This is a genomic window from Pseudomonas kilonensis, from assembly GCF_001269885.1.
In the GTDB taxonomy this organism is placed as follows: domain Bacteria; phylum Pseudomonadota; class Gammaproteobacteria; order Pseudomonadales; family Pseudomonadaceae; genus Aquipseudomonas; species Aquipseudomonas kilonensis.
The window spans coordinates 342,193-364,663 of the sequence record NZ_LHVH01000024.1; the positions used below are offsets into that span (position 1 = coordinate 342,193).

Below are 22,471 nucleotides of genomic sequence, written 5' to 3' on the forward strand. Positions count from 1 at the left end.
TACGTTGGTGGTGCTGGTTGCCGGGCTGTTTTCCGAATGGTTGCCACGTTGTTTTCAAGATTGCGCCCAGACGTTACGGCGCTCGAACTATCAGGTTCTGCGCATGCCCGTGCGCTCTTCGCGTGGGGTGATGGCTCAAGGAACGTCTATCGACAAGGTACTGACTGCCGAACTCAAGCCAGGCCAGCGATTTGTTGTGTTGGCGCACAGTAAGGGGGGGCTCGATGCACTGGCAGCCCTCCGACAGAACAGCGTCTTGAGTGAGGCGTGCGACGGCGTGGCGTTGGTGCAACCACCGGCAGGTCCGTCGACGGTCATGGATGAGGTGCTGGGTTGCAGCACGTGGCAACCGGCCCAACGATATCCTCTGGATCGCCTTCGTCGAGTGTTTGCAAAAATGCCGTGGGCGGCCGATGGCACACGAGACATCAGCCGTCTGCGCGACCCGCACATTGCTCACATGCTCAATCATCTGGCCACGGACCTGCATTGCGCGCATGTCGTCAGTTGGAGTTGCGCGCCCAGCTCTGGTTTTGACACGCATCACGCACGCCTCAATGCACGGCGACCCGGCTGGGCGCATGACGGTCAGTTTTACCTCGACCATCAGCGACTCGAGGGCATGCCGCAGATTTGCCTGCCGCACCTCGATCACGGCCAACCTGTTTTGGGCGGCGGTGGATTTGACGCGACCCGTTTCTGGTTGGCGCTGTTGAACGTCTTGCACGAGACCAAGCCCGGCCGGGGCAATCAGACGAGATAGATCTCAAACCCCGGAATACGCGCCGCCTCCATCGGCGCCAACGCTGGCGCACTGCCGACGCAGGGCGCCGTATACAGGTCCATGGGAAGGGTGACGCTACGATAACGGTTCATGGCGGCCCAAAGCGGGTCATTGTCATACAAGCACATTTGCATCAACGCGTACTGACCGCGAACGCGCACCCAAGCGGCATCCAGCAGCGCAGCGAAAATGTGCGGGTCTCGCTGCCGCACCTGTAGATGAGTCAGGTAGATGTCCTGCAGCGCCTCGCCAGGTGCAGCGATTGCAGGGCGCCCCAAGACTGGCGCACAAGCATTGAAAGCCAGGCGAAGCGCCTGGTGTGACAAGGGCAGCTTTTCCAGCACCACCCGCTTGATACGCCCGGCGTCCCAAGGGGCCACACAACCGAGCACATTGTTACGGGCGTCCAAGGCCAGGAGAAATGACTCGATACCGAAGTCCGGCCAGGTGTCCAGGCGTCGCGAAAACTGCGCTTCACTAAAGACGCAACCAAAGGGCTGGCCTGCCGACTCGCTGTCGAGAAATGCCCGCAGTGCATCCGCATGGGCCGGCTGGGCTCGAACGATGCGCACGTTTTCCAGCGTTCTTGGCGCGCGGCTCCATCCCCGCTGAGCATATACGGAGACATTGCTATAGCCACGCCAGTGCGAAAGCATCAGCGGATTGGCTCGCCGTCCTCCCAGAAGCGAGTGAGCCGCAAGCCTATTGCCACGAATGACACAGCAATAAGCGTGCTGCGCACCGGTTTCCTGGGCCAACGCTTCGAGCCGCACTTTGACCTCGGCCATCCACGACTTTGACAAGCGCCTGTCGGGCACCAGCCGCAGATCCCCCAGATAGGCCACCGGCTCGATACCGCCATTAAGGTAGCCATCGCGGACCACCAGGCTGGCGATGCCTTTCAGTTCGCCCACCTCGCTTTGGGCTATCCAGGTTCGATGATCCGTGGCGTGACAACGATGCAGCGCGAAATAGTCCGGCCCACGGTCAAACCGCATCGGCAAGCCACCCTGCATCGCCCGCTGCGCCTGAAAGTCGAGTAATTTCAGGTTGTCCGCGGCGCTTGCCTGGCGGATCAGCATGGCGATGGTTGAGCGGCAGCAAACAAGCGCAGCACCATCGGCCGTAAATTATTGGGGTGCAGCTCGCACAAACAGACCAACTCATCCCCCGATGCGTAAAAAGGATTTCTTTCCAGAAAATACAAGACGTTTGCCAGACGCAGGTGAGGCGCAGGAACACGTGCCAATTCCGTGCTCAGCCGACCTTGTGGAACCTTGAAGGACAGGACACCCGTTTTCGGATCATAGGCCTCACCAAAACGATCGATCGCCAAGTGGTCCATCAGCGCCTGGACGCCAGAATCCGTCATTGCCCCGACTCGGGGTGAATAGTTCAACGCCATGGCGCCTAAATAACGGTACGTTCGGTGACCCTTGCAGATCAGAAACCAATAGAGAGGGATTTCAGACTGCTCCTGCCAGATTTCCCCCGCCAGTCGCATCCAGGCGAAGGCCAGTTGCTGGCTCCCCCAGTGTTCACGATCAATGATGGTATCGCCCGAAAAAATCACCCTGATCGGTTTGCCAGACCAGGTTTTTTCATAAAGTTTGAGCGTGGTGAATCCGACGATTACTTCACCCGCATCCCGTAATACGATGCAGTGGGTTTTTTCCTTGAAGTCCTGATCAAACCTTGCTCGCGAGGTGTCGTCGTAGGACGCAGAATAGATCTCGAACATCCGATCAATATCATTCAGATGCAGATGGGCGCATTCAACGGAGGTTGCACTCAAACTCATGGAGACCTTCAGCATCGCAAGCAAGGGGGGACGGATATTGGCCAGATCAATCGGCCAATGCAACGTAGACTTCCATTCATCGCCCTCCTCGTTTACCCAGGCGCCTTGATCATGTCATCCACTGTCGCACACCATCCTGTCAATGCCTTACGGGTGACCCGCCCCGTCAGTTGGCTGCTGGCCTACACCGTTGTGACGGGGGTCCTGTATTTTCTCGTCACGCACTTCCCGATGGGGCCGGTACGGGTTATTCAGCCCGGCGGTATCGATGCGCACATTGCGCAACTGCCCTACACACTCCCCTTGTACCTTAGCTATCTATTGATCATGCCCGCGCTCGTGTTTCTAGGGCGTCGCCGCGACTGGCTGTTACCGGTTTTTTTTGCCGGGGCCCTGGCCTCTGGAACCTGCTTGGTGAGCCACCTGTTCTGGCCAACCCTTATTGAGCGCCCGGATAGCCCGTCGCAGTGGCTAACGTGGTTCTACAGCGTCGACTCACCGCTGGCGGCGTCACCCAGTGGACATGTGGCATTGCCGGTGGCTATCAGCGTTGTGCTGGGTTATCTGCGTGTCCGCCAGGTATGGACCTTCGCGCTGTGGAGCCTGATGCTGGTAATCACTGTGTTGACGACAGGCCAGCATGTGCTGCTCGATGCGGTCTATGGAGCAATCATTGGCGGGGCAGCGGGTTTGACAACCATCACGCTGAGTCGCCTCAAGGTGGATTTGCGCACCCTGGCGGCCATCCTGCTTGAATGGTTGTGCATCATCGTGACGTTGCGCATTGCGCTGTATGCCGCGGACTGGCGTTTCTATTGCCTGGCGTTTGTCATCATTGCCGCGCGCCAACATGCACTGTTCATTCTGTACCACGACGCGACTCACTATCACCTGACGCGTCATCGCGGTATCAATGACTTTTTGATCAACGTGGCCATCGGTGTTCCGGGTACGGTGCCCATTGAGTTCTATCGGCCACTGCACCTCGAGCATCATCAGCACACGGGATCAACGAAAGATCCGGAGCGGCGCTTTCTTTATCACCAGCAGCCGTGGAACTTCCGACCACTGTCCGGGAAATTATTGCTCAGGCAATTGCTGGGGGATCTGTTCATCATCAATACGCTGCGCAATCTGCGCGCCTACAGAGAGGCAGGCGGGGCATCACCGAAGATGACCCGGCCGATCGCCGCTGCGGGCATTATCTGGCTCGCCCTCTTGTCGTTCATCACCTGGCAAACCAGCGCCCAGACCATGATGCTTATCGTGCTGTTATGGTTTTTGCCACTTGCCACTTTGGGAACGCTACTACAGAAAATTCGTAGCATCGCCGAACACAGTGGCGGGCCTGATGTAACCCCAGGCTGGCAGCAATGGACTTACGCATGGAAAGTGGGATGTGTCGGAAGGTTTTTCATTTGGCCTTATCACATCAATCTGCATCTGCATCATCATCGCAGCGCCAACCATCCATGGCATGTGCTTCCAAGCCTGCTGAGGACCGACGAGCGTTTAATGGACTCGCGTACGCTGCTTTCCCTGCTCTGGTCTGGGTCGAAGCAAAAAAGCTGATTCAACCCTCTTTCGGCGTCGCGCTTCGGACTTCCCACGCGAACATAGCGGTGCAACAGCAGCCTGATCAGCACTTGCGCCCCTTCTCATGGTCTACCGCAAGCCACCAATGGCACCACCTGCACACATCCACCCCGGAGACACCCTCACATGAGAATGGCTGCCATGTTTGTACTCACCTGGATTGGCTTCACCTCAGCCGGTGCATTTGCCGGTGATCGGAACCAGGACTATCGAGAGGCAAACAGGCGCCACTGGGAACACCAGCGGGAAATGAATAGAGCAGAAGACAGGAAACACCGCGAGCGCCATGAGGAGAGGGAGCGGGACGAGCGCAAGCATTATGAAGAAATGGAGCGGGAAGAGGCCAGGCGTAGGGCGCAGTACTATCAGGAGCGGTAGAAAGCCTCCCCTCAGGGGCAAACCACAATTTGATAACCGTGGCCTGACCCTGATTTTGCATGCCGATCCGGCGCGTTCTTGGACGGTCGAGAACCTTGCCAAAATCGCGGGTGTTTCTCGCTCGACCTTCGCTTTGCGATTCAAGCAAAAATCTGGTGTCACCCCTTTAGAGTACGTCTTGCGCTGGCGCATGCAATTAGCTACGAGATTGTTGAAAACAAACCACACCACCATTTCGTCCATAGCACAAAAGCTGGGCTATGACTCCGACAGTGCTTTTAGCCACGCTTTCAAGCGCATCATGACCTGTTCGCCTCGTGAATACAGAGAGAGCAGCTCCATATCCCCGCAGGAAAATCGGGACCAGACCATAATTTGATAACCATGGCCTGCCCCCCGATCCCCCCCCTTCTTCACGCACGGGTTGCGCCTGCCCATACGTCTGGCTGAAGTTAGCTACAGGCTCATGAGCTCACGTTTTGCGTCGTCTACACTTTGAGGAGTAAGCGTTGTTGCGGAATGAAGAAACGGTCCGCGTGCGACGCCATGCAACAAAGTAACAAACCCTTCCCACTCTGTTACATACTGGTTTAGCCTTATGAAATCCGCAACTTTTGCCGCTTCTGTAGTATTCGCTTCAGAGTAATAAGTATCAAGCCATACCCTTAGCAACCCCCTGACAGCGTCACTGCTCCGCTCGCCAGTTCGACTTGCTATATAATTTCTAACCTCTCGATATGAAAGGCTTTCGACTTCCACCCCCTTTCCTTTGGCGCACTCATACAGGGAAAACACTTGCTCCCTCAATTCTCTCGCATGATCTTCTTGATCTATCCAGCCCTGATCAAATTCAGAAAATTTACTTTGTGCGCAGTACATTGTCAGCAACGTCATGAGGTGTATTTTTTCAGAAAACACATATCTGTAATTATCTTTAATTTTGATTTTTTCAAGTTCGGCCAGAATCTTACGCGCTTGGGGATATGCTCCCTCGAACGCCGCAGGATCTCGCCTCCAGCAGGTTTCTATTGCTGCGTGACTTTTGCCATGTGTTAAGCAAGGGTATTGAGCGGCGAGATCGCTCAACTTCTTATTGGCTATTGAATATTGATCCGATGCTAATCGATTGGTTTCTACAAGGGCAATCTCATTGAGACTCACGCCCTTATCGACCAACTCAAATTTATATGAAGACCTCATTTCATAGCTGTTTGGTTTCTCCCGATGCCTTGCCATAAGGGACAGTTCAGTCGACAAAGTATTCGGCGCCTCCCAGGAAAATTCGCCATTTTTTTTAGTAGTCACTTCAGACATCCCTAAGCCACCGGACGGAGTGTTTTCACTTAAAATAATCACAGCACTATTTTCGGAAGCTCTTTCCGGTGGCTTGAGGGATTTGTAAGAAGGGTAAACAGTAACCCACCCAGTAACTTCAGCCCCCCGTGCGTAGGGGCCAAGACCCAAAGTAAAAACGAGAACGACAACTAACATTTTATCCACAAACACCCCCTTTCAATCTAAATTTTCTTTCCTCGAACTCAGGCTCTGGGTTGGCGTCCGCCCACAGAGTGACCTTATCGGAAGAATCAAGATGACAACCGGTTAACTCGCTCAATGTTGCTCTAATCATAGCCTTGTCATCATCACTAACTTTTGTAGCAGCAGCCTGATCTCTTTCTAACGCGATTACTTGCTCCAAGCTTCTTTTAGTACGCAGCCGCCTAAGACGATCTATACTCGAATATGTTTTTGCGGCCCCAAGAACTGACGCAGCTGCGCTCTCAATGCTTGCCGCATTTTTTTGCTGGGAATCACTTAGCAACGACTGTAGATATAAAGATCGAGACGACACCAATACCGGGACAATTGTTTGCGCGGTTGAAACGGTAACAGTGACGGTTGGAGAGGCTACAACTTGACCTTGGGAAATGACATTTTTTGAAGCAGGATCAAAGGTTCCACTGAACGTATTCCAATACGAACTCGTGCTAATTTTATCTATAGGCCTACTTAGAAGAATAAAGCGCCCTCTCCTCAGCGGCGTAAGGTCTGAGCCGTATGAGTTATTGATAGTCTCGGAAGAGTAAAACTGCACTGTATAGTCAAGAAGCTGTCTGTTATCTCGATTCGAAAGAATCAACCCCGCTGCTTTTACACCCAAGCTAAAGGCAGCTTGATTCACTCCTGACGCTATTGGACTTAACGATTGGGAGATCTGGCTAACTTGGGCCAATGCATCTCGGGCCTCCTGATTTTTTTCAGCGTATACATCTATAACTCTAATGTGAAACAGAGGCGCTATTCGAGCATCCCAGCGCGGTTCAAAATACAGTAATAAATTTGAAAAATTTAGCGCTTGGTCCGGATTAACACCTCTCTGGTACCAAGCGACAATTGGGGTGCTAGTTCCATTATCCGACGCCCCAACCTCTATCACGATAGCAATATCCATCGTCCGGGAGCTATCCGCACGCGGCAATGTGACGCTATCCAAAATTACGGATATTGGGCTGCCATGACTTATATCGGAGGATTCATCTGGACTTAATGTATCCGAACGCGAAAGCTTATAAACATCATTCTCCTTATTTGGCGATACATAAAATACTCTATTATCAAAATAGTCGGGGGTATTTATTACATTTCTGTCACGCTCAGAAAACCCAGACCCCGCAGTACAACCTGCAACAAACAATACAAGCACAATGAGTGAAATATGGTTCATATCACTTCTCCCTGAAGAAACTTGTCTATTTTTATTCTAACCTGTCCATCATGTGCCGAGGGCTGAGGGTGTAGATGAGCTACCAGCTCATTTCCCCATCTTCTGTATAGGTGAGCAGATGACTGCGATTTTCTGAGAGTCGCGCTCTTGACCGACACATACCCTAATATGCAGACGCGCGAGACATATTTCTCTCTCCTGAGACTTTCAGATCAGCCAATAAAACAGCATCGTTTCATCGTGCCGCACAGCCATCTGAACTCCAGACCTTTGCCAATTGCCACCTCTCTTTTCAAAGGAACATTATGTCCCTCATAACCACCTCCCCTTATGAATGCGCTTACTTTATTCAAGCTTCAATTTAGCCAAAGTCAATAGCGCTTCGCCATCGTTCGTTATGAGATTTTATGCAAGACGAATAAACAGTTACTTCGATTTTGTATATCCGAAATTGAATCGTCGGAATTTGAGGAAAAAGTAAAACCGTTTTCGTTTCTAAGCCCCGCGTTGTACAGCGATCCAAATAACATCCCCGCGACAAACTCCACCACTCCCTCTATCCTTACCCGCCCCAAGACATCGCACCACCCTGCCTCCCTCAATGGACTTACCGGAGACATCTGTGCAACGCCCTACTCTTCTCATCGCCTCAGTACTGCTAACCGCCTGCGCCAGCCAACAGCCACCAGCGGATAAGCAAGCCACCCTGCTCGCTCAGCCGTTGACGCCCAACAGCCTGATGCGCGAAGGCGACGTCATCAACTTCCAGGTGTTCGCCCCCCGCGAACCGAACTTACCCTTCTGGCAAACGGTTCAGTTTTCGGCGGCCTGCTCCAGGCCCCAGGTCAACCTGGTTTACTCGTTCATGCTCCGCCGCTCCTACGCCAACAATAGCGGCCGCTATGCCCCGCCAACAGCGTTGCCCGAGCGTTATCACGCCACGCTGATGAACAACCGGGAGTTCACCCAAGCGTGTAAAAATCTCCCCGCTCCGGATTGGCGCCAGGTGATGAAGGGGGACGCTGAACGGTGGCTGTTGCTGGATAACAGCAGCGTGCGCAAAAGCGGTAAACAGGTGCAATTCTGGATGGCGTACGACGAGCCACAGACCCGCCTGAACCCGCTGAGTAACTCTCCTTTCACGCAGACCCGCGAGCAGTACACGCTGGACTGCGCAGCGCGAAACGTCACGCTGTTGGCCCGTTATTACCTCAATGCCAATAACGAGGTCACTGACGGGAAAATCGAGATGTTTCCCGAGGCCAAGGCGATGACATCAGCCGACCAGGATCAGTTGAAGGTGTTTGAACTCGTGTGCAACGCGCCGACGACCATCGCCACTCTGCCGACGTTCAAGTCACGTACCAAAGCACCGATCGCGGCGGATGCCCTGCCCGACATCAACCCCGGAGTGTTGAGGAGCATTGAGCAACTGCACATGCCGGCCCCGGCCAAGACGCTGACTTACATTGAGTTGTCAGGCACCGCCAGTCATTCCCAAGAGAGTTGGCCGGAGCGTACTGAGTATTTTCTGTCCACTGACCCTGTGACCGGGCAGCTGCGCATTGTTCACAAAAGCGAAAACCTCAATGGCCGCCAGATCAACTGGCGCGGCCTGATCAGGCTATCAGGCACAGAGCAGGCCACGCACTCCGAGAACACCGAGGTGGTCGACAGCCTGAGTTTCCGTGGCGATTGGCAGCGTATGCCTGTGGGCGGTCAACTGGGCTTCACCCGCCAGGGCAGCCTCACCAGCAATCTGATCGGCACCGTGGGCAAGGAACCGAAAACCTTCGACTGCACCGTCGACAGTGAAGGGCCAGCCAAACGACTGAACCCAGCCTTGAGCGGTAACGCCAAGGCGTTGAGCTGCCGTGAACAGCGCCCAAGCTCAACAGTCGTGCCGCTGAAGCACTATTACTACTTGGTTGACTATGGGTTCTTCTATCACGCCAGTACTGACAAAAATGACTCGGTATCCATCGACATGCATGTGCAGAGCGTGAAGTGAGTGAAGGTCTGCGGGACCGGCTTTCGCCGGTTCCGCGCGCTCACCGCCCAACCGCCCCCTCATACCGCCGCTGAATCCGCTCCAATTCCCCTGAACGCCGCAACTTCTCCAACGCACTGGCCCACGCCTCCACCACTTCATCGTCACTGTCAGGGCTGAAGGCGATGTACAGCGATGAGCGATACAGCTCGATAGGGATCCGTCGCAAGGTGCCCGGCGCGATGCTCAACTGACGGCTGTAATAGGCCACGCCCGCGTCGGTGTCGCCGATGATGATGTTGGTGCGCCCGGCGAGCAGCATGCGGTAGAGCAGCTTGCTCTCGGTGGCGCTTTTGTCCAGGTTGTTGAAGCCCAGCGACTGCAGCCTCTGGGGCACCAGGCCGGCGTGGCGCGTAGTGATCTGGGGGGCGTTCAGGAGTTGTTCCAAGGTGTCCAGTGGGGGCGTATTGGCCAGTTGATAGGGGTGGATGGACTCTTCCACGATCGGGCCGACCCATTTGTACAACGGCTCGCGCTCCGGCGTGCGAAACATGGAGTACATGATGGTCTTGGGCCGGTTCCTCAGCATCTGGCTCGCTCGCATACTCGGCTGCAACAGCACCTCGAAGTCATTCCCGGTCAGCGCCATGATGGCCCGGACGATCTCGGTGATCATGCCGGTGAGCTGGTTGTTTTCCTGGTAGTTGTACGGTGCCCACTCTTCGGTGACGACTTGATACTCCTCGGCCCCGGCATCAACCGTGCCGAGCAATAGGCAGAGCAGCGCTGCAGCCGGTGTCGAATGTCTCACAGGTTCTCCCGGTGGGTTGTTCGGTGTTTGTGCATGGACGGGCCTGATTCAAGGGGGCAAGGTAAGCATAGACCCAAACACACGCCCAACTGTTGACGCAGTCCACATTCCGCCCCTTAGCAACCCCCAGGCCTTGGTGTACGATCAGCGCGATCCGGATATCGGCCAGCGTACGCGGCGCTTCCCTTTCGCCCTTCTCCCTGTGATCCAGCCCACATGAATCCGATCGACCCACTGTCGTTTCAACGCATCATCACCGCCCATGGCGATTTCGAAGGCGCGGCGTATTTCGACGCTGAGGAAAGCCTCGCCCACGAGGTATTTGCTGACCGCATCGTGTTCCAGACCAACTACCTGGATTACCGCAGCTACGAGGTCGATCTCGCCGAGGGCTGCGTACGGGTGCGCAAGACGCGGCTGGATAACTACCTGCGCGGCCATAAGGCCCAGGTGATCGATGACGACATGGACGATGAGGATTGGGCCGAGCTGGGCAGTCTGTGGCAGCGTTTGAGCCACGACCTGGACACCCAGGGGCAAGGGCCGCAGCCCGATTTGGCCGATACCCTGGCCGATCTGTTTGATTGTTTGTTCGACGAGGCGCGCGCGCAGGCGCTCATTCAAAACATGCCGGCGCCTACCGGGCAGTGGGATTGGGCTTGGACGCAGGTCGAGTCAGCGCTCACCGAGGCCAATCAGTTGGCGGGGTTCGAATGGAAGGAGTGGTCGTCCTACGGGATCGATGCCGTCAATGCCCTCGCCCCGCTGCGGCAGTTGGGCATTGAAATCCCTGCGCCTGAGCGTAAAGCCATCGATGCCATCAACCGCGCCAACGATTGGGAACGCGCACTGCTGCAGTACTTCAACGCCCAGTTGGAGGCCCATGATTTGAAGTTGTTGGCCATCGGCACGCACTTCGATGAATACCAGGCCTTCGCCTGCCTGCCCATGAACGGTCTGGGCCTGATCAACGCCCTGGAGATCATGGGCAGGCTGGGCATCGTCTACAAATATTAAGCGACCGACGCCACGCGCTTTCGGTCCGCTTTTACCAGCCCATAAGGGCTACCCCTCCTTTGAGCCTCGAAGTGACGACATGACAAACTGTGAGCAATGCGGGTCCCTCCTCCCTTACGACACCGCTGCTTGCCCGCGATGCGCCGGGGAATTTCGGCACACGGTAGAGGCACACGCGCCAAGGTCCCAGCCGTCGAAAGGGCAGAAAATCCTGAAATGGGTGCTGATCGGCATTGTGGTCGCAGTGCTGGCAGCAGTGGCGGCGGTCATGTGGATCTTGCACTCGCTGGGACCGATGCCTTCTTTTGGTTGATGGCGACAGATACTTCCCAACCCACGGACGGATGAACACATGAAAACCACTATTGATCACCTCGTCATCGTGGCAACGGACCTCGACACCGGCTGCGCGTTCGTGACTGACGCGCTGGGCGTCGACCTTCAACCGGGCGGCGTCCATTCACGCATGGGCACCCATAACAGACTGCTGCACCTTGGCCCCGGGCTCTACCTCGAAGTGATTGCCGTGGACCCGTCCGCCATACGTCCGGACCGGGCACGCTGGTTCGGCCTTGATCAATTGCCCCCCCATTCGCCGGCACACCTGGCGACTTGGGTAGCACGCACTGATGATATCCACACCGCTCGTGATGCCTGCCCTGGCCTTGTCGGGGATGTCGAACCCATGACGAGAGGAACATTGAGCTGGCAAATAACCATACCGGCTGATGGAAGCCTTCCCATGGATGGATCAGTCCCCACCCTCATTCAATGGGCGCCTGGGCTTCATCCGGCGGACACGCTCCAGGACAAGGGTTGCGCGCTATTGGCACTGGATGTCTTTCATACGGATCCGGAAAAAATCAAAGCGATCCTGACGGCCATGAATTTTTCTGGTCCGGTTCATCTTCACGCACTGCAAGCGCCTTCGGCGCCCTACCTGGTTGCGCATGTTCAAACGCCAAATGGGCTGAAGACACTGCCGCTTTTACACGTGTGAGTCTGTACAGAACAGCCAATTGTGGCGAGGGGATTTATCCCCGTTGGGCTGCGTAGCAGTCCCCTTAAATTTTGGGGTTGCTGCGCAACCCAGCGGGGATAAATCCCCTCGCCACAAGGTCACCATAACCCGCGCCGACCATTCACACGTAACCGAAGCGAAACGCAGCTATCCGATTTTCCCATAGTTGCTATCGATACCAGCGTCGTTCTCGTCCTCGGCCTCTCTCTCTAATCTGCCCACCAACGCGATCGATGACGATCGCTGCAGATCAAACCGACCTTATGGAGAGAGAAACGATGAACACCTTCAACCGCACCATGGCTGTCGCGACCCTGGCATTGGCCACCCTCAGCGCCGAGGCCGCGTCGCCGGTCCAGGCCGCTGCCAGCGCGTCTGCTGTCGGCAGCGTGGTCCAGTCCGCCAGCTACATCACCACCCAGGATGGCGTGCAGCTGTATTACAAGGACTGGGGCCCGCGCGATGGTCAGGTCGTGACCTTCAGCCACGGCTGGCCACTGGACTCCGACAGCTGGGAAGGCCAGATGATGTTCCTCGCTTCGAAGGGTTATCGCGTGGTGGCTCATGACCGTCGCGGCCACGGTCGCTCCAGCCAGCCGTGGGAAGGCAACGACATGGATCACTACGCCGATGACCTGGCGGCGGTGATTGAAGCGCTGGACCTGAAGGATGTCACGCTGGTGGGCTTCTCGACGGGGGGCGGTGAAGTGGCTCGCTACATCGGCCGTCACGGCACCGCTCGAGTGAAGAAAGCCGTGCTGGTGTCCTCTGTTCCGCCGTTGATGCTCAAGACAGACACCAACCCCGGTGGTTTGCCTATCGAGGTGTTCGATGGCCTGCGCAAGGCGTCCCTGGAGAACCGCTCGCAGCTGTACCTGGACATTGCCTCGGGCCCGTTCTACGGCTACAACCGCAAGGGCGCCAAGCCATCCCAAGGGCTGATCCAGTCGTTCTGGGTGCAGGGCATGCAGGGTGGCAGCAAGAATACCTATGACTCGATCGCGGCATTCTCGGCGACCGACTTCCGCGGCGATTTGAAGAAGTTTGATGTGCCGACGCTGGTGATCCATGGCGATGACGACCAGATCGTGCCTATCGACGCTTCAGGCCGGGCCTCGGCAGCGCTGATCAAGGGCGCTCGACTGATCGTCTACCCTGGTGCGCCGCACGGCTTGACCGAGACGCACAAGGATCGCCTCAATCAGGATCTGCTGACCTTCCTCAAGGAATAAAAGCCCAGATCCCTTGTGGGAGCGGGCTTGCTCGCGATGGCGGTGGGTCAGCTTGCCTCAATGCTGAATGGGCCGACGCCTTCGCGAGCAGGCTCGCTCCCACAAGGGGTTTGGGGTGGATTCAGGCTTTGCGGACACCGGGCATAACATTGTGGGAGCGAGCCTGCTCGCGAAAGCGGTGGGCCTGCTTGTATCAGTGCTGAATCGGCCGACGCCTTCGCGAGCAAGCTCGCTCCCACAGTTGTTTTAGGGTGGGTCTCGGCTTCAATGCCGCAACAACTTACGCAATGGAATCTCATCCTTGCGCACCGGTGACTTGATGACGATGTAGCTGAAGTACTTGGAGATGCCGATGTTCTTGTCCAGCAGGCTTTCCATCACGTCCTGATAGTCCTGGATGCTGCGGGTCATGAAGCGCACCAGGTAGTCGTAGCCGCCGCTGATGAGGTGGCATTCGAGCACTTCATCCACCAGGCGGATGTTGGATTCGAACTTGGCGAAGTCCTCACGCTTGTGGTCGCTGAGGGTGACTTCGGTGAAGACCGTCACCGAGTCGGTAATCTTGGCCAGGTTCAAATGGGCCTTGTAGCTGGAAATGTACCCCAACGACTCCAGTCGTTTGACCCGTTGCAGGCATGGGCTGGCGGACAAGCCCACGGCATCGGCCAGGCTGACGTTGGTCATGCGGCCATCTTTTTGAAGCTCTACCAAAATGCTGATGTCGATCCGGTCCAGTTTCGCTAAACCTTCCATCGCATACCTCTTGCCTGCCGTTTGTAAGACAATCTTCTAACAAAATCAGCGTCGTAAGGACAGCTGATGCTGAGCGACCAGATCAGCCATGCTGTTGATACAGTAGTCCGCCGCACAGGGCGCGGGAGACATGTCGGCGTTGCGGCAGATCAGGCAGACAGCCCCGACCGACCGTGGGCGGGCGCCGGGGCGGGTCACCTGGAGAATCGTCTCGGCGCTCAGGCCATTGGCCGCCAGCCAATCGTGATCCTGCAACGGGTCGCTCGCCAGCGAAATAAAATCATCAGGCTCGATGCCCAGGCGCTCGCACAACACGCCCCGGTCCTCGGCATCGCGATCCCCCTGCACCAACAACCGATAGAACTTGCGCAGGTAGAGCATCGCACCCGGCGCATCCTCGAACAGCGTCCAACCGGCAGCCGAGCGGGCGAAGCTCATGCCCTCCTCCCAACTGACCTTGAGCTTCCAGCGCTCGGCCAATTGACGGTGGGCGAAACACAGCAAGCCGCTGAAGCCCAATTCGCCGAAACGCGGGTACAAGGCTTGCAGCACTTCGTCAAAATCGGCGAGCACCTGTGCTTTGTCCAACGGCTCGCCATGGTTTTCCAGCAACGGTTGCAACGCCGCCCAGACGCCGGAGTCCCGATCCACCAGGACCTCATCGCAATCGATCAACAACGCCCGATATTCAGTCAGCCTCATCTGTAAAGCCTCCGATGATGTCCCATCGATCAACGCTCCATTAATCGCCACTGACGCTTGCCCAGGCAAACGTCATGAACGCAGGCATCAGCCGAGGACGCGTGCCAAGGCGTCGTCGAGAATCTGCAACGCTTCGTCGATCTGCGCTTCGCTGGTCACCAGCGGCGCCAGGAAGCGCAAGACGTTGCGGTACACCCCGCACTTGATCACCAGCAAACCGCCGGCCCGGGCTTCGTCGATCAGGCGTTGGTTCAGGTCGGCGTCCGGGGTGCGCGCGTCGTCATGCTTGATCAGTTCGATCGCCAGCATGAAGCCGCTGCCGCGCACATCGCCGATCTGCGGGTAACGGGTTTGCAGGTGCAGCAGGCCCTGGCGCAAGCGCTCACCCAGGACTTCACCACGGGCCAGCAGCTGTTCTTGCTCGTACGCCTCGATCACCGCCAGCGCCGCCGCGCACGACAGCGCATTACCGCCGTACGTACCGCCCAGGCCACCCGGCAGCGGAGCGTCCATGATCTCGGCCTTGCCGACCACACCTGACAACGGCAAGCCACCGGCGAGGCTCTTGGCGACCGTGACCAGGTCCGGCTGGATACCGGCGTGCTGGAAACCGAACCATTTACCGGTGCGACCGAAACCGGTCTGGATTTCATCGAGAATCAACACAATGCCATGCTTTTGCGTCAATGCGCGCAGGCCCTGCAAAAACTCGGCGGGGGCCGACAGGAAACCGCCATCGCCCTGCACCGGCTCGATGATGATCGCCGCGACCCGCTCAGGTGCCACTTGGGTGGCCAGCAGCTCGTCCAGTGCCTGGAGCGCCATGGCGCTGGTGACGCCGCGATAGGCATTCGGATACGGCGTGTGGAAGACCTCCGGGGCGAACGGGCCGAAGTTCTGTTTGTACGGCTGGCTCATGCCGGTCAGCGTGGTGCCGAGCAAGGTCCGGCCATGGAACCCGCCGCGAAAGGCAATCACGGCCGAGCGGTTGGTGTGGGCCCGGGCGATCTTCACGGCGTTTTCCACCGCTTCGGCACCCGAGGTGAAAAATGCCGCTTTATAGGCGTGCTGGCCGCCGATCATTTCACACAGACGCTGGGCCAGGTCCAGGTAAGGCTTGTAGGCCACGACCTGGAAGCAGGCATGGGAGATCTTCTGCAACTGGGCCTGCACGGCCGCGACGACCTTGGGGTGATTGTGGCCGATGTTCAACACACCGATGCCGCCGACGAAGTCCAGGTAACGCTTGCCGTCCACGTCCCATAATTCCGAGCCCTGGGCCCGATCGATCACCAGCGGGTGCGCGGTGACCAGGCCACGTGGCACGAATTGATCACGCTGACGGAGCAAACTTGGGGTTTCTTCGACTTTACTGTTCATTGGCATTTCCCATCGTGAGCCTCGCACCCAGGAAGCGGCTGCGGTGTGTTCACAGGTTAAGCGTTCGACGCGATTGTCTAAGCCGAACTTGGTCGTTGAGAAATTCGGATCGACTGTTTACACCCCGGCAAACAGCAGAATCCTCCAGAGGCATTCCAGCCCCATGGAATCTGCCGCAAGAGGCACCTTGCAACGCAGTGCGATGCTGCTACGCCGGCCCTTTCAACAGATCCTGCTCTGGCGTTGAGGCATGCTAGGGGCTCCTTGATTTCAGGCGAGAAGTGACCCATGGCCCTGCTCTATAAAGCTGACCCGGTACGCGGCGAACACTGGCGGCGCCTGTTCGCCGAACACGCGCCGGACATTGAATGGCGCGCCTGGCCAGACATCGGCGACCCGCGGGATATCCAGTACCTGGCGGCCTGGCAGGCGCCGGACGACGTCGAAACGCTGTTGCCGAATCTGCAGGTGCTGTTCGCCTTGTCGGCCGGCGTGGATCAACTCGACCTTGGCCGCTTGCCAACGACGCTGCCAGTGGTGCGCTTGCTCGACCCCGGCATCAGCCAGGGCATGTGCGAGTACGCCAGTTTCGCCGTGCTCAGCCTGCACCGGGACATGTTGCGCTATCGCCAGCAACAGGCCGAACGCTGCTGGCAAGCGCACCGGCTGGTGCCCGCCGGGCAACGCCGGGTGGGCGTCATGGGTCTGGGTTTGCAGGCACGGCAGATACTCGCCAGCTTGAAGACCTTTGGTTTTGCCTTGTCGGGCTGGGCCCGCAGCGAGCATCACATTGAGGGGGTCGCGTGCTTTGCTGGCGACGAGCAACTGCCGGCCTTTCTCGGTCAATGCGACATAGTGCTGTGCGTCCTGCCGTTGACCGAGCAGACCCGAGGGATCCTCAACCGCCAGCTGTTCCAACACCTGCCCAAGGGCGCAGCGTTGGTCAACATGGGCCGAGGTGGGCACCTGGTGGAAGCGGACCTGCTTGAAGCCCTTGCCGACGGCCAGCTCAGCGCCGCGGTGCTGGACGTGCTGGAGCAGGAACCGGCGCCGATGGATCACCCCTTCTGGCACCATCCACAGATACTGTTGACGCCGCACATCGCGGCGATGACTCAGCCTGAAAGTGCCTTTGGCGTGTTGCTGGAGAACATCCGCCGGCATCAACGGGGTGAATCGATGCTGGGCCTGGTGGATTGTGAGCGCAGCTATTGACCGGAGCCCTGTAGGAGCTGCCGAAGGCTGCGATCTATTGATCTGTCGGTCGTTCCCTCAGGACTCAACTGCCAGGGAAAAGATCGCAGCCTCGTTGCACTCGGCAGCTCCTACACGGCGCCTGCAGGCAGCTACATCTTGGCGCTGAGCCATGAAATCCGACTCGGTATTTACTGCTGGCCAAGCGTCTGATTTGAGCAAGAAATGTGGCCGGCAGGGCCGTTGCTTACGCAAGATACCGAATCGATGTGCCGCCCTTGCCAGACCTGGTGGCAGGTGAGATACAAAGGCTTGCAGCGCACACATCCATCCGCTTTCGTCCCTTATTTTATGGTGATCTGCCATGTCCATTTCGCAACGCCCTACTTACTTCTATCGCGCCATGACCGCCACCGACGTGCCGGCGGCCCATGCCTTGTCCGTGCAGTTGAAATGGCCCCATCGCCTGGAAGACTGGGCGATGTTGCAACGCGTCGCCCAGGGGTTTGTCGTGGAAGACCAGGGTCGTTTGATTGGAACGGCGTTCAGCTGCGCCCAAGGGGACTACGCCACCATCGGCCTGGTGATTGTCGACGATGAGTATCAGGGCCAGGGGATCGGTCGCAAACTGATGGAACTGGCGATCGAGGCTTGCGGCTCGCGGACCGCCGTGCTCAATGCGACGCTGGCCGGTGCCCCGCTGTATGCCAGCCAGGGGTTCGTTGATTTTGGGCATATCCAGCAGCATCAAGGGCAAGCGCTGGTGCCGGCCCTGCAAGAACTGGCCGCCGGCGAGCACTGCCGCGAGCTGGGCGAGGCCGATCACGCCGAGCTGATCAAACTGGCCAATGCCGGGAGCGGCCTGGAGCGGAGCGCTGTGCTCAATGATCTGTTCGAGGTCGTTGAACATTCAGTGGGTATCGAGCGCGACGGTCACTTGTGCGCCTTCGCCCTGCTGCGCCCCTATGGCCGTGGGCGCTGCATTGGCCCGGTCATCGCCCAGACCCTGGAACAGGCCCGGCACTTGATCGCCGTGCTGCTGGCCCACGTGCCAGACGCATTCGTTCGCATCGACACCCCTTCAAACAGCGGCCTGGCCCCTTGGCTGGAAGAGGCCGGGCTCAAGCAGGTCGACACCGTCGCCCAAATGGCACGGGGCACGCCCCCGCAAGCGACCGGCGCGGTTCGGCAATTTGCGCCGGTGACCCAGGCCATTGGCTGAAACCCCCGCACTCCCCTCAACGCTTCCCTGGAGAATCTTCTTCATGCTCGAACCCACTGCAGTGCTGTTGGCACACGCCGATGGCCGTCTTGCCTCAACCCCGTTCACCCCGGGTTCGCTGGGCGCCAAGGATCCGTTCGACCGCCTCATCGCCTATGCCGGGGCGGATGGCATGGCTGCCGGCGTGGTCCGGGCGAGCGGACTGTTCAGCGTCGATGAATACCCCTTCAGTGAGACGCTCGTGGTGCATGCCGGCGCAGTGACGCTGCGCAGCCAGGGGCAGACGTTGCAGCTCAAGCCAGGTGAAAGCGCGGTGATCGGTCGGGGGACGGCGCTTGAGGTCGAGGCGCAACCTGGCTCGCTCTGGGCCTTCTGTGCCGATACCCAGCGCATCGAAACGCACCTTCCCGGGCTAACGGCACTCCCCGCCCACACCCTGCTTTCGCCTTCTGCTGCCCCGGATGACGAGATCCTGCTCAGCCCGCCGCCGCAATGTCGCTCGCACAATTTGTTTGTCGAGCAAGCGAGCAACCTGCGGATCGGTATCTGGGACTCGACGCCCTACACTCGCAAGTCACGACCGCACAAACTGCATGAGCTGATGCACCTGCTCGAAGGCAGCGTCACCTTGCAGGCAGCCGATGGCAGCGACTTGACGGTCAACACCGGCGATACCGTATTCGTCCCGCTGAATGCGCCGTGTGCCTGGAAAAGCAGCGTTTATGTGCGCAAGGTGTACGTCGTCAAGTAATCCGGTGTATGGCAGCTCCACCGCTATCGCGAGCAAGCTTTGCTCCCACAGGGGATTGACGGTGGATGTGAAGTCTGCGGCCAACCGAGAACCCAGTGTGGGAGCGAGCCTGCTCGCGAAGACGGCGGCACATCCAACATCACCACTCGCTGATCCACCGCTTTCGCGAGCAAGCCCGCTCCCACAGGGGATTGGGGCTGGATGTGAAGCCTGCGGCCAACCGAGAACCCAGTGTGGGAGCGGGCTTGCTCGCGATGGCGGCGGCACAGCCAACATCATCGCAAGCTGATCCACCGCTTTCGCGAGCAAGCTTTGCTCCCACAAGGGGGTTTGGCGGGTAGCGTCGGATCAGCAAAAAAAGCCCGCAGTGTGAGCGGGCAAAAGGTGTCGCAGGTTGGATCAAGCCTCAGAGCGCGGCGGCGATGGCCTGGCCAACATCCTGGGTCGAGCCTTGCCCACCCAGGTCGGGGGTGATGGGGCCTTCGGCGATGACTTGTTCGATGGCCTTGAGAATCCCATCGTGGGCCGCGCGGTAGCGTTCATCGCCGTTACCCAGGAAGTCGAGCATCAAGGCGCCGGACCAGATCATCGCGATCGGGTTGGCGATGTTCTGCCCATAGATATCGGGCGCTGAGCCATGCACCGGTTCGAACAGCGATGGGAAGCGGCGCTCCGGATCGAGGTTGGCCGACGGTGCGATACCGATGGTACCGGCGCAGGCCGGGCCCAGGTCGGAGAGGATGTCGCCGAACAGGTTCGACGCCACCACCACATCAAACCGGTCGGGCTGCAAAACGAAGCGAGCGCACAGGATGTCGATGTGTTGCTTGTCCCACTTCACGTCCGGGTACTGCTCGGCCATCAATGCCGTGCGCTCGTCCCAATACGGCATGCTGATGGAAATGCCGTTGGACTTGGTGGCCGCGGTCAAGCGTTTGCGCGGTCGGGTCTGGGCCAGGTCGAAAGCGAACTTGAGGATCCGGTCGACCCCGCGCCGGGTGAACACCGACTCCTGCAGCACGAACTCATGCTCGGTGCCTTCGAACATCTTGCCGCCGATGGAAGAGTATTCGCCCTCAGTGTTCTCGCGGATCACCACGAAGTCGATGTCCCCCGCCTTGCGCCCGGCCAACGGACACGGCACCCCCGGAAACAGCCGCACCGGGCGGATGTTCACGTACTGGTCAAAGTCGCGACGGAACTTGAGCAACGAGCCCCACAGGGAAATATGGTCCGGCACTTTGTCCGGCCAACCCACGGCGCCGAAGTAGATCGCGTCGAAGCCCTTGAGTTGTTCGAACCAGTCGGCGGGCATCATCTGCCCGTGCTCCAGGTAGTAATCGCAATGGGCCCAATCGAGCACTTCGACGTCCAGCGACAACTGCCACTTTTTCGCGGCCTGCTCCAGTACCCGCAGTCCTTCAGGCAGGACTTCCTTACCAATGCCATCGCCGGCAATGGCAGCGATTCGAAATGGTTTGCTCATCAATCATGGCTCCCGGGTGTCGGTTCAAATGACGGTCGCATCACAGCCCACCGATGTGGAAGGCTTTGACTTCAAGGTATTCGTCCAGGCCGTACTTGCTGCCTTCGCGCCCCTGGCCCGACTGCTTGATGCCGCCGAAGGGCGCGACTTCCATGGAGATAAGCCCGGTATTGAGCCCGACCATGCCGAACTCCAGCGCCTCGCCGAAACGCCATGAGCGGCGCAGGTCCTGGGTGAAGTAGTAAGCGCCCAGGCCATACGGCGTGGCATTGGCCAGGGCCAGGGCCTGCTCTTCAGTAGTAAAGCGCATCAGCGGCGCCACCGGGCCGAAGGTTTCTTCGTTGGCCAGCAACATCCCGGCATGGGCCTCGCCCAGTACCGTTGGCTGGACAAACTGACTGTCGCCCTCGGGAACACCGCCACACAGCAGGCGCGCGCCCTGGCTCAACGCATCGTCGATGTGCCGGGCGACTTTGTTCACCGCCGCGAGGTTGATCAGCGGGCCGATCATCACGTCAGCCTCCAGCCCATTGCCGACCTTGAGCTTGCCCACCTCCTCCACCAGGCGCGCGGCGAAGCGTTCGTAGATACCGTCCTGCACCAGGATGCGGTTGGCGCAGACGCAGGTCTGGCCGGCGTTGCGAAACTTGCTGAGCATGATGCCGGCGACGGCCTGTTCCAGGTCCGCATCGTCAAACACGATGAACGGCGCGTTGCCGCCCAGCTCCAGGCTCAAGCGCTTGATGTGCTCGGCGCTCTGGCGCATCAGCAGGCGCCCGACCGCCGTGGAGCCGGTAAAGGAAATCTTGCGCACCGTCGGGTTACCGGTCAGTTCTTCGCCGATACCGGCGGGCATACCCGTCACGACGTTGAACACCCCGGCCGGAATCCCGACCCGCTCGGCCAGCACCGCCAGGGCCAGGGCCGACAAGGGGGTCAGGTCCGAGGGTTTGACGATGACCGGGCAGCCCGCCGCCAGGGCCGGTGCGCACTTGCGGGTGATCATCGCATTGGGGAAATTCCATGGAGTGATGGCTGCACAGACACCCACCGGCTGCTTGAGCGTGAGCAGGCGTCGGTCGCCGCTGGGGGCCGGTATGGTTTCGCCATAGACCCGCCGGGCCTCTTCGGCAAACCATTTGGCGAAACCGGCCCCGTAGCGGATTTCGCCTTTGGCCTCGTTCAACGGCTTGCCCTGTTCACAGGTCATGATCAGCGCGAGGTCGTCGAGGTTGTCCATCATGGCCTGATACCAGCGTTCCAACAGCGCTGCCCTTTCGGCCGCTGGACGCGCGCGCCACGCTGGCCAGGCGCGCTCGGCGGCCTCGATGGCGTGCCGGGTTTCCACGCCTTGCATCGCGGGTACACGGGCGAGCACCTGGCCGGTGGCCGGGTCAATGACGTCAAGGGTGGCGGCGTTGTCGGCGCCGAGCCATTGACCGTCGACGTAAGCGAGTTCTGCCAACAGGCTGGGGTCTTTCAATCGATTCTTGAGCATGGTCGCGTCCTGTTCCGAGGTGATTCCAGTCTAAGGAGATGCCACGGGGCAGGATGCTGAAAGCGGGGTTTGGGCAGTGTTGGATGCTGAAGTTTCGAGGTGGGACGGCAGGCTCTACCGAGCCCCAGGC

19 protein-coding genes and 1 pseudogene are annotated in these 22,471 nt (G+C 58.5%); 10 read left to right on the forward strand and 10 right to left on the reverse strand.

What is annotated here, in order from left to right; genetic code table 11:
• Positions 1-7: 7 nt before the first annotated feature.
• Positions 8-763: a lipase family protein gene (locus AD662_RS17845; RefSeq protein ID WP_082308766.1), complete on the forward strand. Its 756-nt coding sequence runs from the start codon at positions 8-10 to the stop codon at positions 761-763.
• On the opposite strand, the gene AD662_RS17850 is transcribed toward AD662_RS17845, so the two are convergent.
• Together AD662_RS17850 and AD662_RS17855 are read right to left on the reverse strand one after the other, a co-directional pair.
• The gene (locus AD662_RS17850; RefSeq protein ID WP_053189259.1) at positions 751-1,866 is read right to left on the reverse strand and encodes a hypothetical protein; all 1,116 of its coding nucleotides are present in this window, start codon (positions 1,864-1,866) and stop codon (positions 751-753) included. The two genes, AD662_RS17845 and AD662_RS17850, sit on opposite strands and share 13 nt — an antisense overlap.
• Positions 1,860-2,525 carry a hypothetical protein gene (locus tag AD662_RS17855; protein WP_053189502.1) on the reverse strand — a complete coding sequence of 222 codons (666 nt, stop codon included), beginning with the start codon at positions 2,523-2,525 and terminating at the stop codon, positions 1,860-1,862. Before AD662_RS17855 ends, AD662_RS17850 begins: the two co-directional genes overlap by 7 nt.
• A gap of 171 nt (positions 2,526-2,696) precedes the next feature.
• On the opposite strand from AD662_RS17855, the gene AD662_RS17860 reads away from it, so the two are divergent.
• A complete protein-coding gene (locus AD662_RS17860) occupies positions 2,697-4,157 on the forward strand; it encodes a fatty acid desaturase (RefSeq protein ID WP_053189504.1) in 1,461 nt (486 codons plus the stop codon).
• A gap of 457 nt (positions 4,158-4,614) precedes the next feature.
• Positions 4,615-4,938, forward strand: a pseudogene (locus AD662_RS28690) (helix-turn-helix transcriptional regulator); the annotation flags it as partial.
• 77 nt (positions 4,939-5,015) lie between these two features.
• Here AD662_RS28690 and AD662_RS17870 read toward each other — a convergent pair.
• Together AD662_RS17870 and AD662_RS29350 are read right to left on the reverse strand one after the other, a co-directional pair.
• Complete coding sequence (locus tag AD662_RS17870; protein ID WP_139213149.1) at positions 5,016-6,059, reverse strand: hypothetical protein; 1,044 nt, start codon at positions 6,057-6,059, stop codon at positions 5,016-5,018.
• Complete coding sequence (locus AD662_RS29350; RefSeq protein WP_139213150.1) at positions 6,052-7,284, reverse strand: hypothetical protein; 1,233 nt, start codon at positions 7,282-7,284, stop codon at positions 6,052-6,054. Before AD662_RS29350 ends, AD662_RS17870 begins: the two co-directional genes overlap by 8 nt.
• Before the next feature lie 622 nt (positions 7,285-7,906).
• Between AD662_RS29350 and AD662_RS17875 the strand changes: the two genes are divergently transcribed.
• On the forward strand, positions 7,907-9,295 hold the full coding sequence (locus tag AD662_RS17875; RefSeq protein WP_053189261.1) for a surface-adhesin E family protein: 1,389 nt from the start codon (positions 7,907-7,909) through the stop codon (positions 9,293-9,295).
• A gap of 40 nt (positions 9,296-9,335) precedes the next feature.
• Here the strand turns inward: AD662_RS17875 and AD662_RS17880 are convergent, their stop codons facing one another.
• Positions 9,336-10,085: a substrate-binding periplasmic protein gene (locus tag AD662_RS17880; RefSeq protein WP_053189263.1), complete on the reverse strand. Its 750-nt coding sequence runs from the start codon at positions 10,083-10,085 to the stop codon at positions 9,336-9,338.
• Positions 10,086-10,301: 216 nt separating this feature from the next.
• On the opposite strand from AD662_RS17880, the gene AD662_RS17885 reads away from it, so the two are divergent.
• The 3 genes from AD662_RS17885 to AD662_RS17895 all read left to right on the forward strand — a co-directional run bounded on the left by AD662_RS17885 (position 10,302) and on the right by AD662_RS17895 (position 13,355).
• Entirely contained in the window at positions 10,302-11,102 is an 801-nt protein-coding gene (locus tag AD662_RS17885) for a DUF6630 family protein (RefSeq protein ID WP_053189265.1), read from the forward strand.
• Between the two features lie 352 nt (positions 11,103-11,454).
• Positions 11,455-12,102 (forward strand): VOC family protein, encoded by a 648-nt coding sequence (locus AD662_RS17890; protein WP_053189267.1) that lies wholly within the window; start codon positions 11,455-11,457, stop codon positions 12,100-12,102.
• Positions 12,103-12,401: 299 nt separating this feature from the next.
• On the forward strand, positions 12,402-13,355 hold the full coding sequence (locus tag AD662_RS17895; protein ID WP_053189269.1) for an alpha/beta fold hydrolase: 954 nt from the start codon (positions 12,402-12,404) through the stop codon (positions 13,353-13,355).
• 264 nt (positions 13,356-13,619) lie between these two features.
• Here the strand turns inward: AD662_RS17895 and AD662_RS17900 are convergent, their stop codons facing one another.
• From AD662_RS17900 to gabT, 3 genes are all read right to left on the reverse strand, one after another.
• Entirely contained in the window at positions 13,620-14,108 is a 489-nt protein-coding gene (locus tag AD662_RS17900; protein WP_003203167.1) for an Lrp/AsnC family transcriptional regulator, read from the reverse strand.
• A 45-nt stretch (positions 14,109-14,153) separates the two neighbouring features.
• Positions 14,154-14,810 (reverse strand): HAD family hydrolase, encoded by a 657-nt coding sequence (locus AD662_RS17905; RefSeq protein ID WP_053189271.1) that lies wholly within the window; start codon positions 14,808-14,810, stop codon positions 14,154-14,156.
• Between the two features lie 87 nt (positions 14,811-14,897).
• Positions 14,898-16,190, reverse strand: coding sequence for a 4-aminobutyrate--2-oxoglutarate transaminase (gabT, locus tag AD662_RS17910; RefSeq protein WP_053189273.1), 1,293 nt, complete (start codon positions 16,188-16,190; stop codon positions 14,898-14,900).
• 288 nt (positions 16,191-16,478) lie between these two features.
• On the opposite strand from gabT, the gene AD662_RS17915 reads away from it, so the two are divergent.
• The 3 genes from AD662_RS17915 to AD662_RS17925 all read left to right on the forward strand — a co-directional run bounded on the left by AD662_RS17915 (position 16,479) and on the right by AD662_RS17925 (position 19,357).
• Positions 16,479-17,405, forward strand: a complete 927-nt coding sequence (locus AD662_RS17915; protein ID WP_053189275.1) for a 2-hydroxyacid dehydrogenase — start codon at positions 16,479-16,481, stop codon at positions 17,403-17,405.
• 343 nt (positions 17,406-17,748) lie between these two features.
• Positions 17,749-18,606, forward strand: coding sequence for a GNAT family N-acetyltransferase (locus AD662_RS17920; RefSeq protein ID WP_053189277.1), 858 nt, complete (start codon positions 17,749-17,751; stop codon positions 18,604-18,606).
• Between the two features lie 43 nt (positions 18,607-18,649).
• Entirely contained in the window at positions 18,650-19,357 is a 708-nt protein-coding gene (locus tag AD662_RS17925) for a cupin domain-containing protein (RefSeq protein ID WP_018601230.1), read from the forward strand.
• Positions 19,358-19,763: 406 nt separating this feature from the next.
• On the opposite strand, the gene AD662_RS17930 is transcribed toward AD662_RS17925, so the two are convergent.
• Positions 19,764-20,843 (reverse strand): tartrate dehydrogenase, encoded by a 1,080-nt coding sequence (locus AD662_RS17930; RefSeq protein WP_018601232.1) that lies wholly within the window; start codon positions 20,841-20,843, stop codon positions 19,764-19,766.
• Between the two features lie 40 nt (positions 20,844-20,883).
• On the reverse strand, positions 20,884-22,341 hold the full coding sequence (locus AD662_RS17935; RefSeq protein ID WP_053189279.1) for an NAD-dependent succinate-semialdehyde dehydrogenase: 1,458 nt from the start codon (positions 22,339-22,341) through the stop codon (positions 20,884-20,886).
• Between the last annotated feature and the right edge of the window lie 130 nt (positions 22,342-22,471).

Coding starts and splice junctions, on each gene's coding strand:
- AD662_RS17850 (WP_053189259.1), bottom strand. CDS start 1,866: ATGCTGATCCGCCAGGCAAGCGCCGCGGACAACCTGAAATTACTCGAC.
- AD662_RS17855 (WP_053189502.1), bottom strand. CDS start 2,525: ATGTTCGAGATCTATTCTGCGTCCTACGACGACACCTCGCGAGCAAGG.
- AD662_RS17860 (WP_053189504.1), top strand. CDS start 2,697: ATGTCATCCACTGTCGCACACCATCCTGTCAATGCCTTACGGGTGACC.
- AD662_RS29350 (WP_139213150.1), bottom strand. CDS start 7,284: ATGAACCATATTTCACTCATTGTGCTTGTATTGTTTGTTGCAGGTTGT.
- AD662_RS17885 (WP_053189265.1), top strand. CDS start 10,302: ATGAATCCGATCGACCCACTGTCGTTTCAACGCATCATCACCGCCCAT.
- AD662_RS17890 (WP_053189267.1), top strand. CDS start 11,455: ATGAAAACCACTATTGATCACCTCGTCATCGTGGCAACGGACCTCGAC.
- AD662_RS17895 (WP_053189269.1), top strand. CDS start 12,402: ATGAACACCTTCAACCGCACCATGGCTGTCGCGACCCTGGCATTGGCC.
- AD662_RS17900 (WP_003203167.1), bottom strand. CDS start 14,108: ATGGAAGGTTTAGCGAAACTGGACCGGATCGACATCAGCATTTTGGTA.
- AD662_RS17905 (WP_053189271.1), bottom strand. CDS start 14,810: ATGAGGCTGACTGAATATCGGGCGTTGTTGATCGATTGCGATGAGGTC.
- gabT (WP_053189273.1), bottom strand. CDS start 16,190: ATGAACAGTAAAGTCGAAGAAACCCCAAGTTTGCTCCGTCAGCGTGAT.
- AD662_RS17915 (WP_053189275.1), top strand. CDS start 16,479: ATGGCCCTGCTCTATAAAGCTGACCCGGTACGCGGCGAACACTGGCGG.
- AD662_RS17920 (WP_053189277.1), top strand. CDS start 17,749: ATGTCCATTTCGCAACGCCCTACTTACTTCTATCGCGCCATGACCGCC.
- AD662_RS17925 (WP_018601230.1), top strand. CDS start 18,650: ATGCTCGAACCCACTGCAGTGCTGTTGGCACACGCCGATGGCCGTCTT.
- AD662_RS17930 (WP_018601232.1), bottom strand. CDS start 20,843: ATGAGCAAACCATTTCGAATCGCTGCCATTGCCGGCGATGGCATTGGT.
- AD662_RS17935 (WP_053189279.1), bottom strand. CDS start 22,341: ATGCTCAAGAATCGATTGAAAGACCCCAGCCTGTTGGCAGAACTCGCT.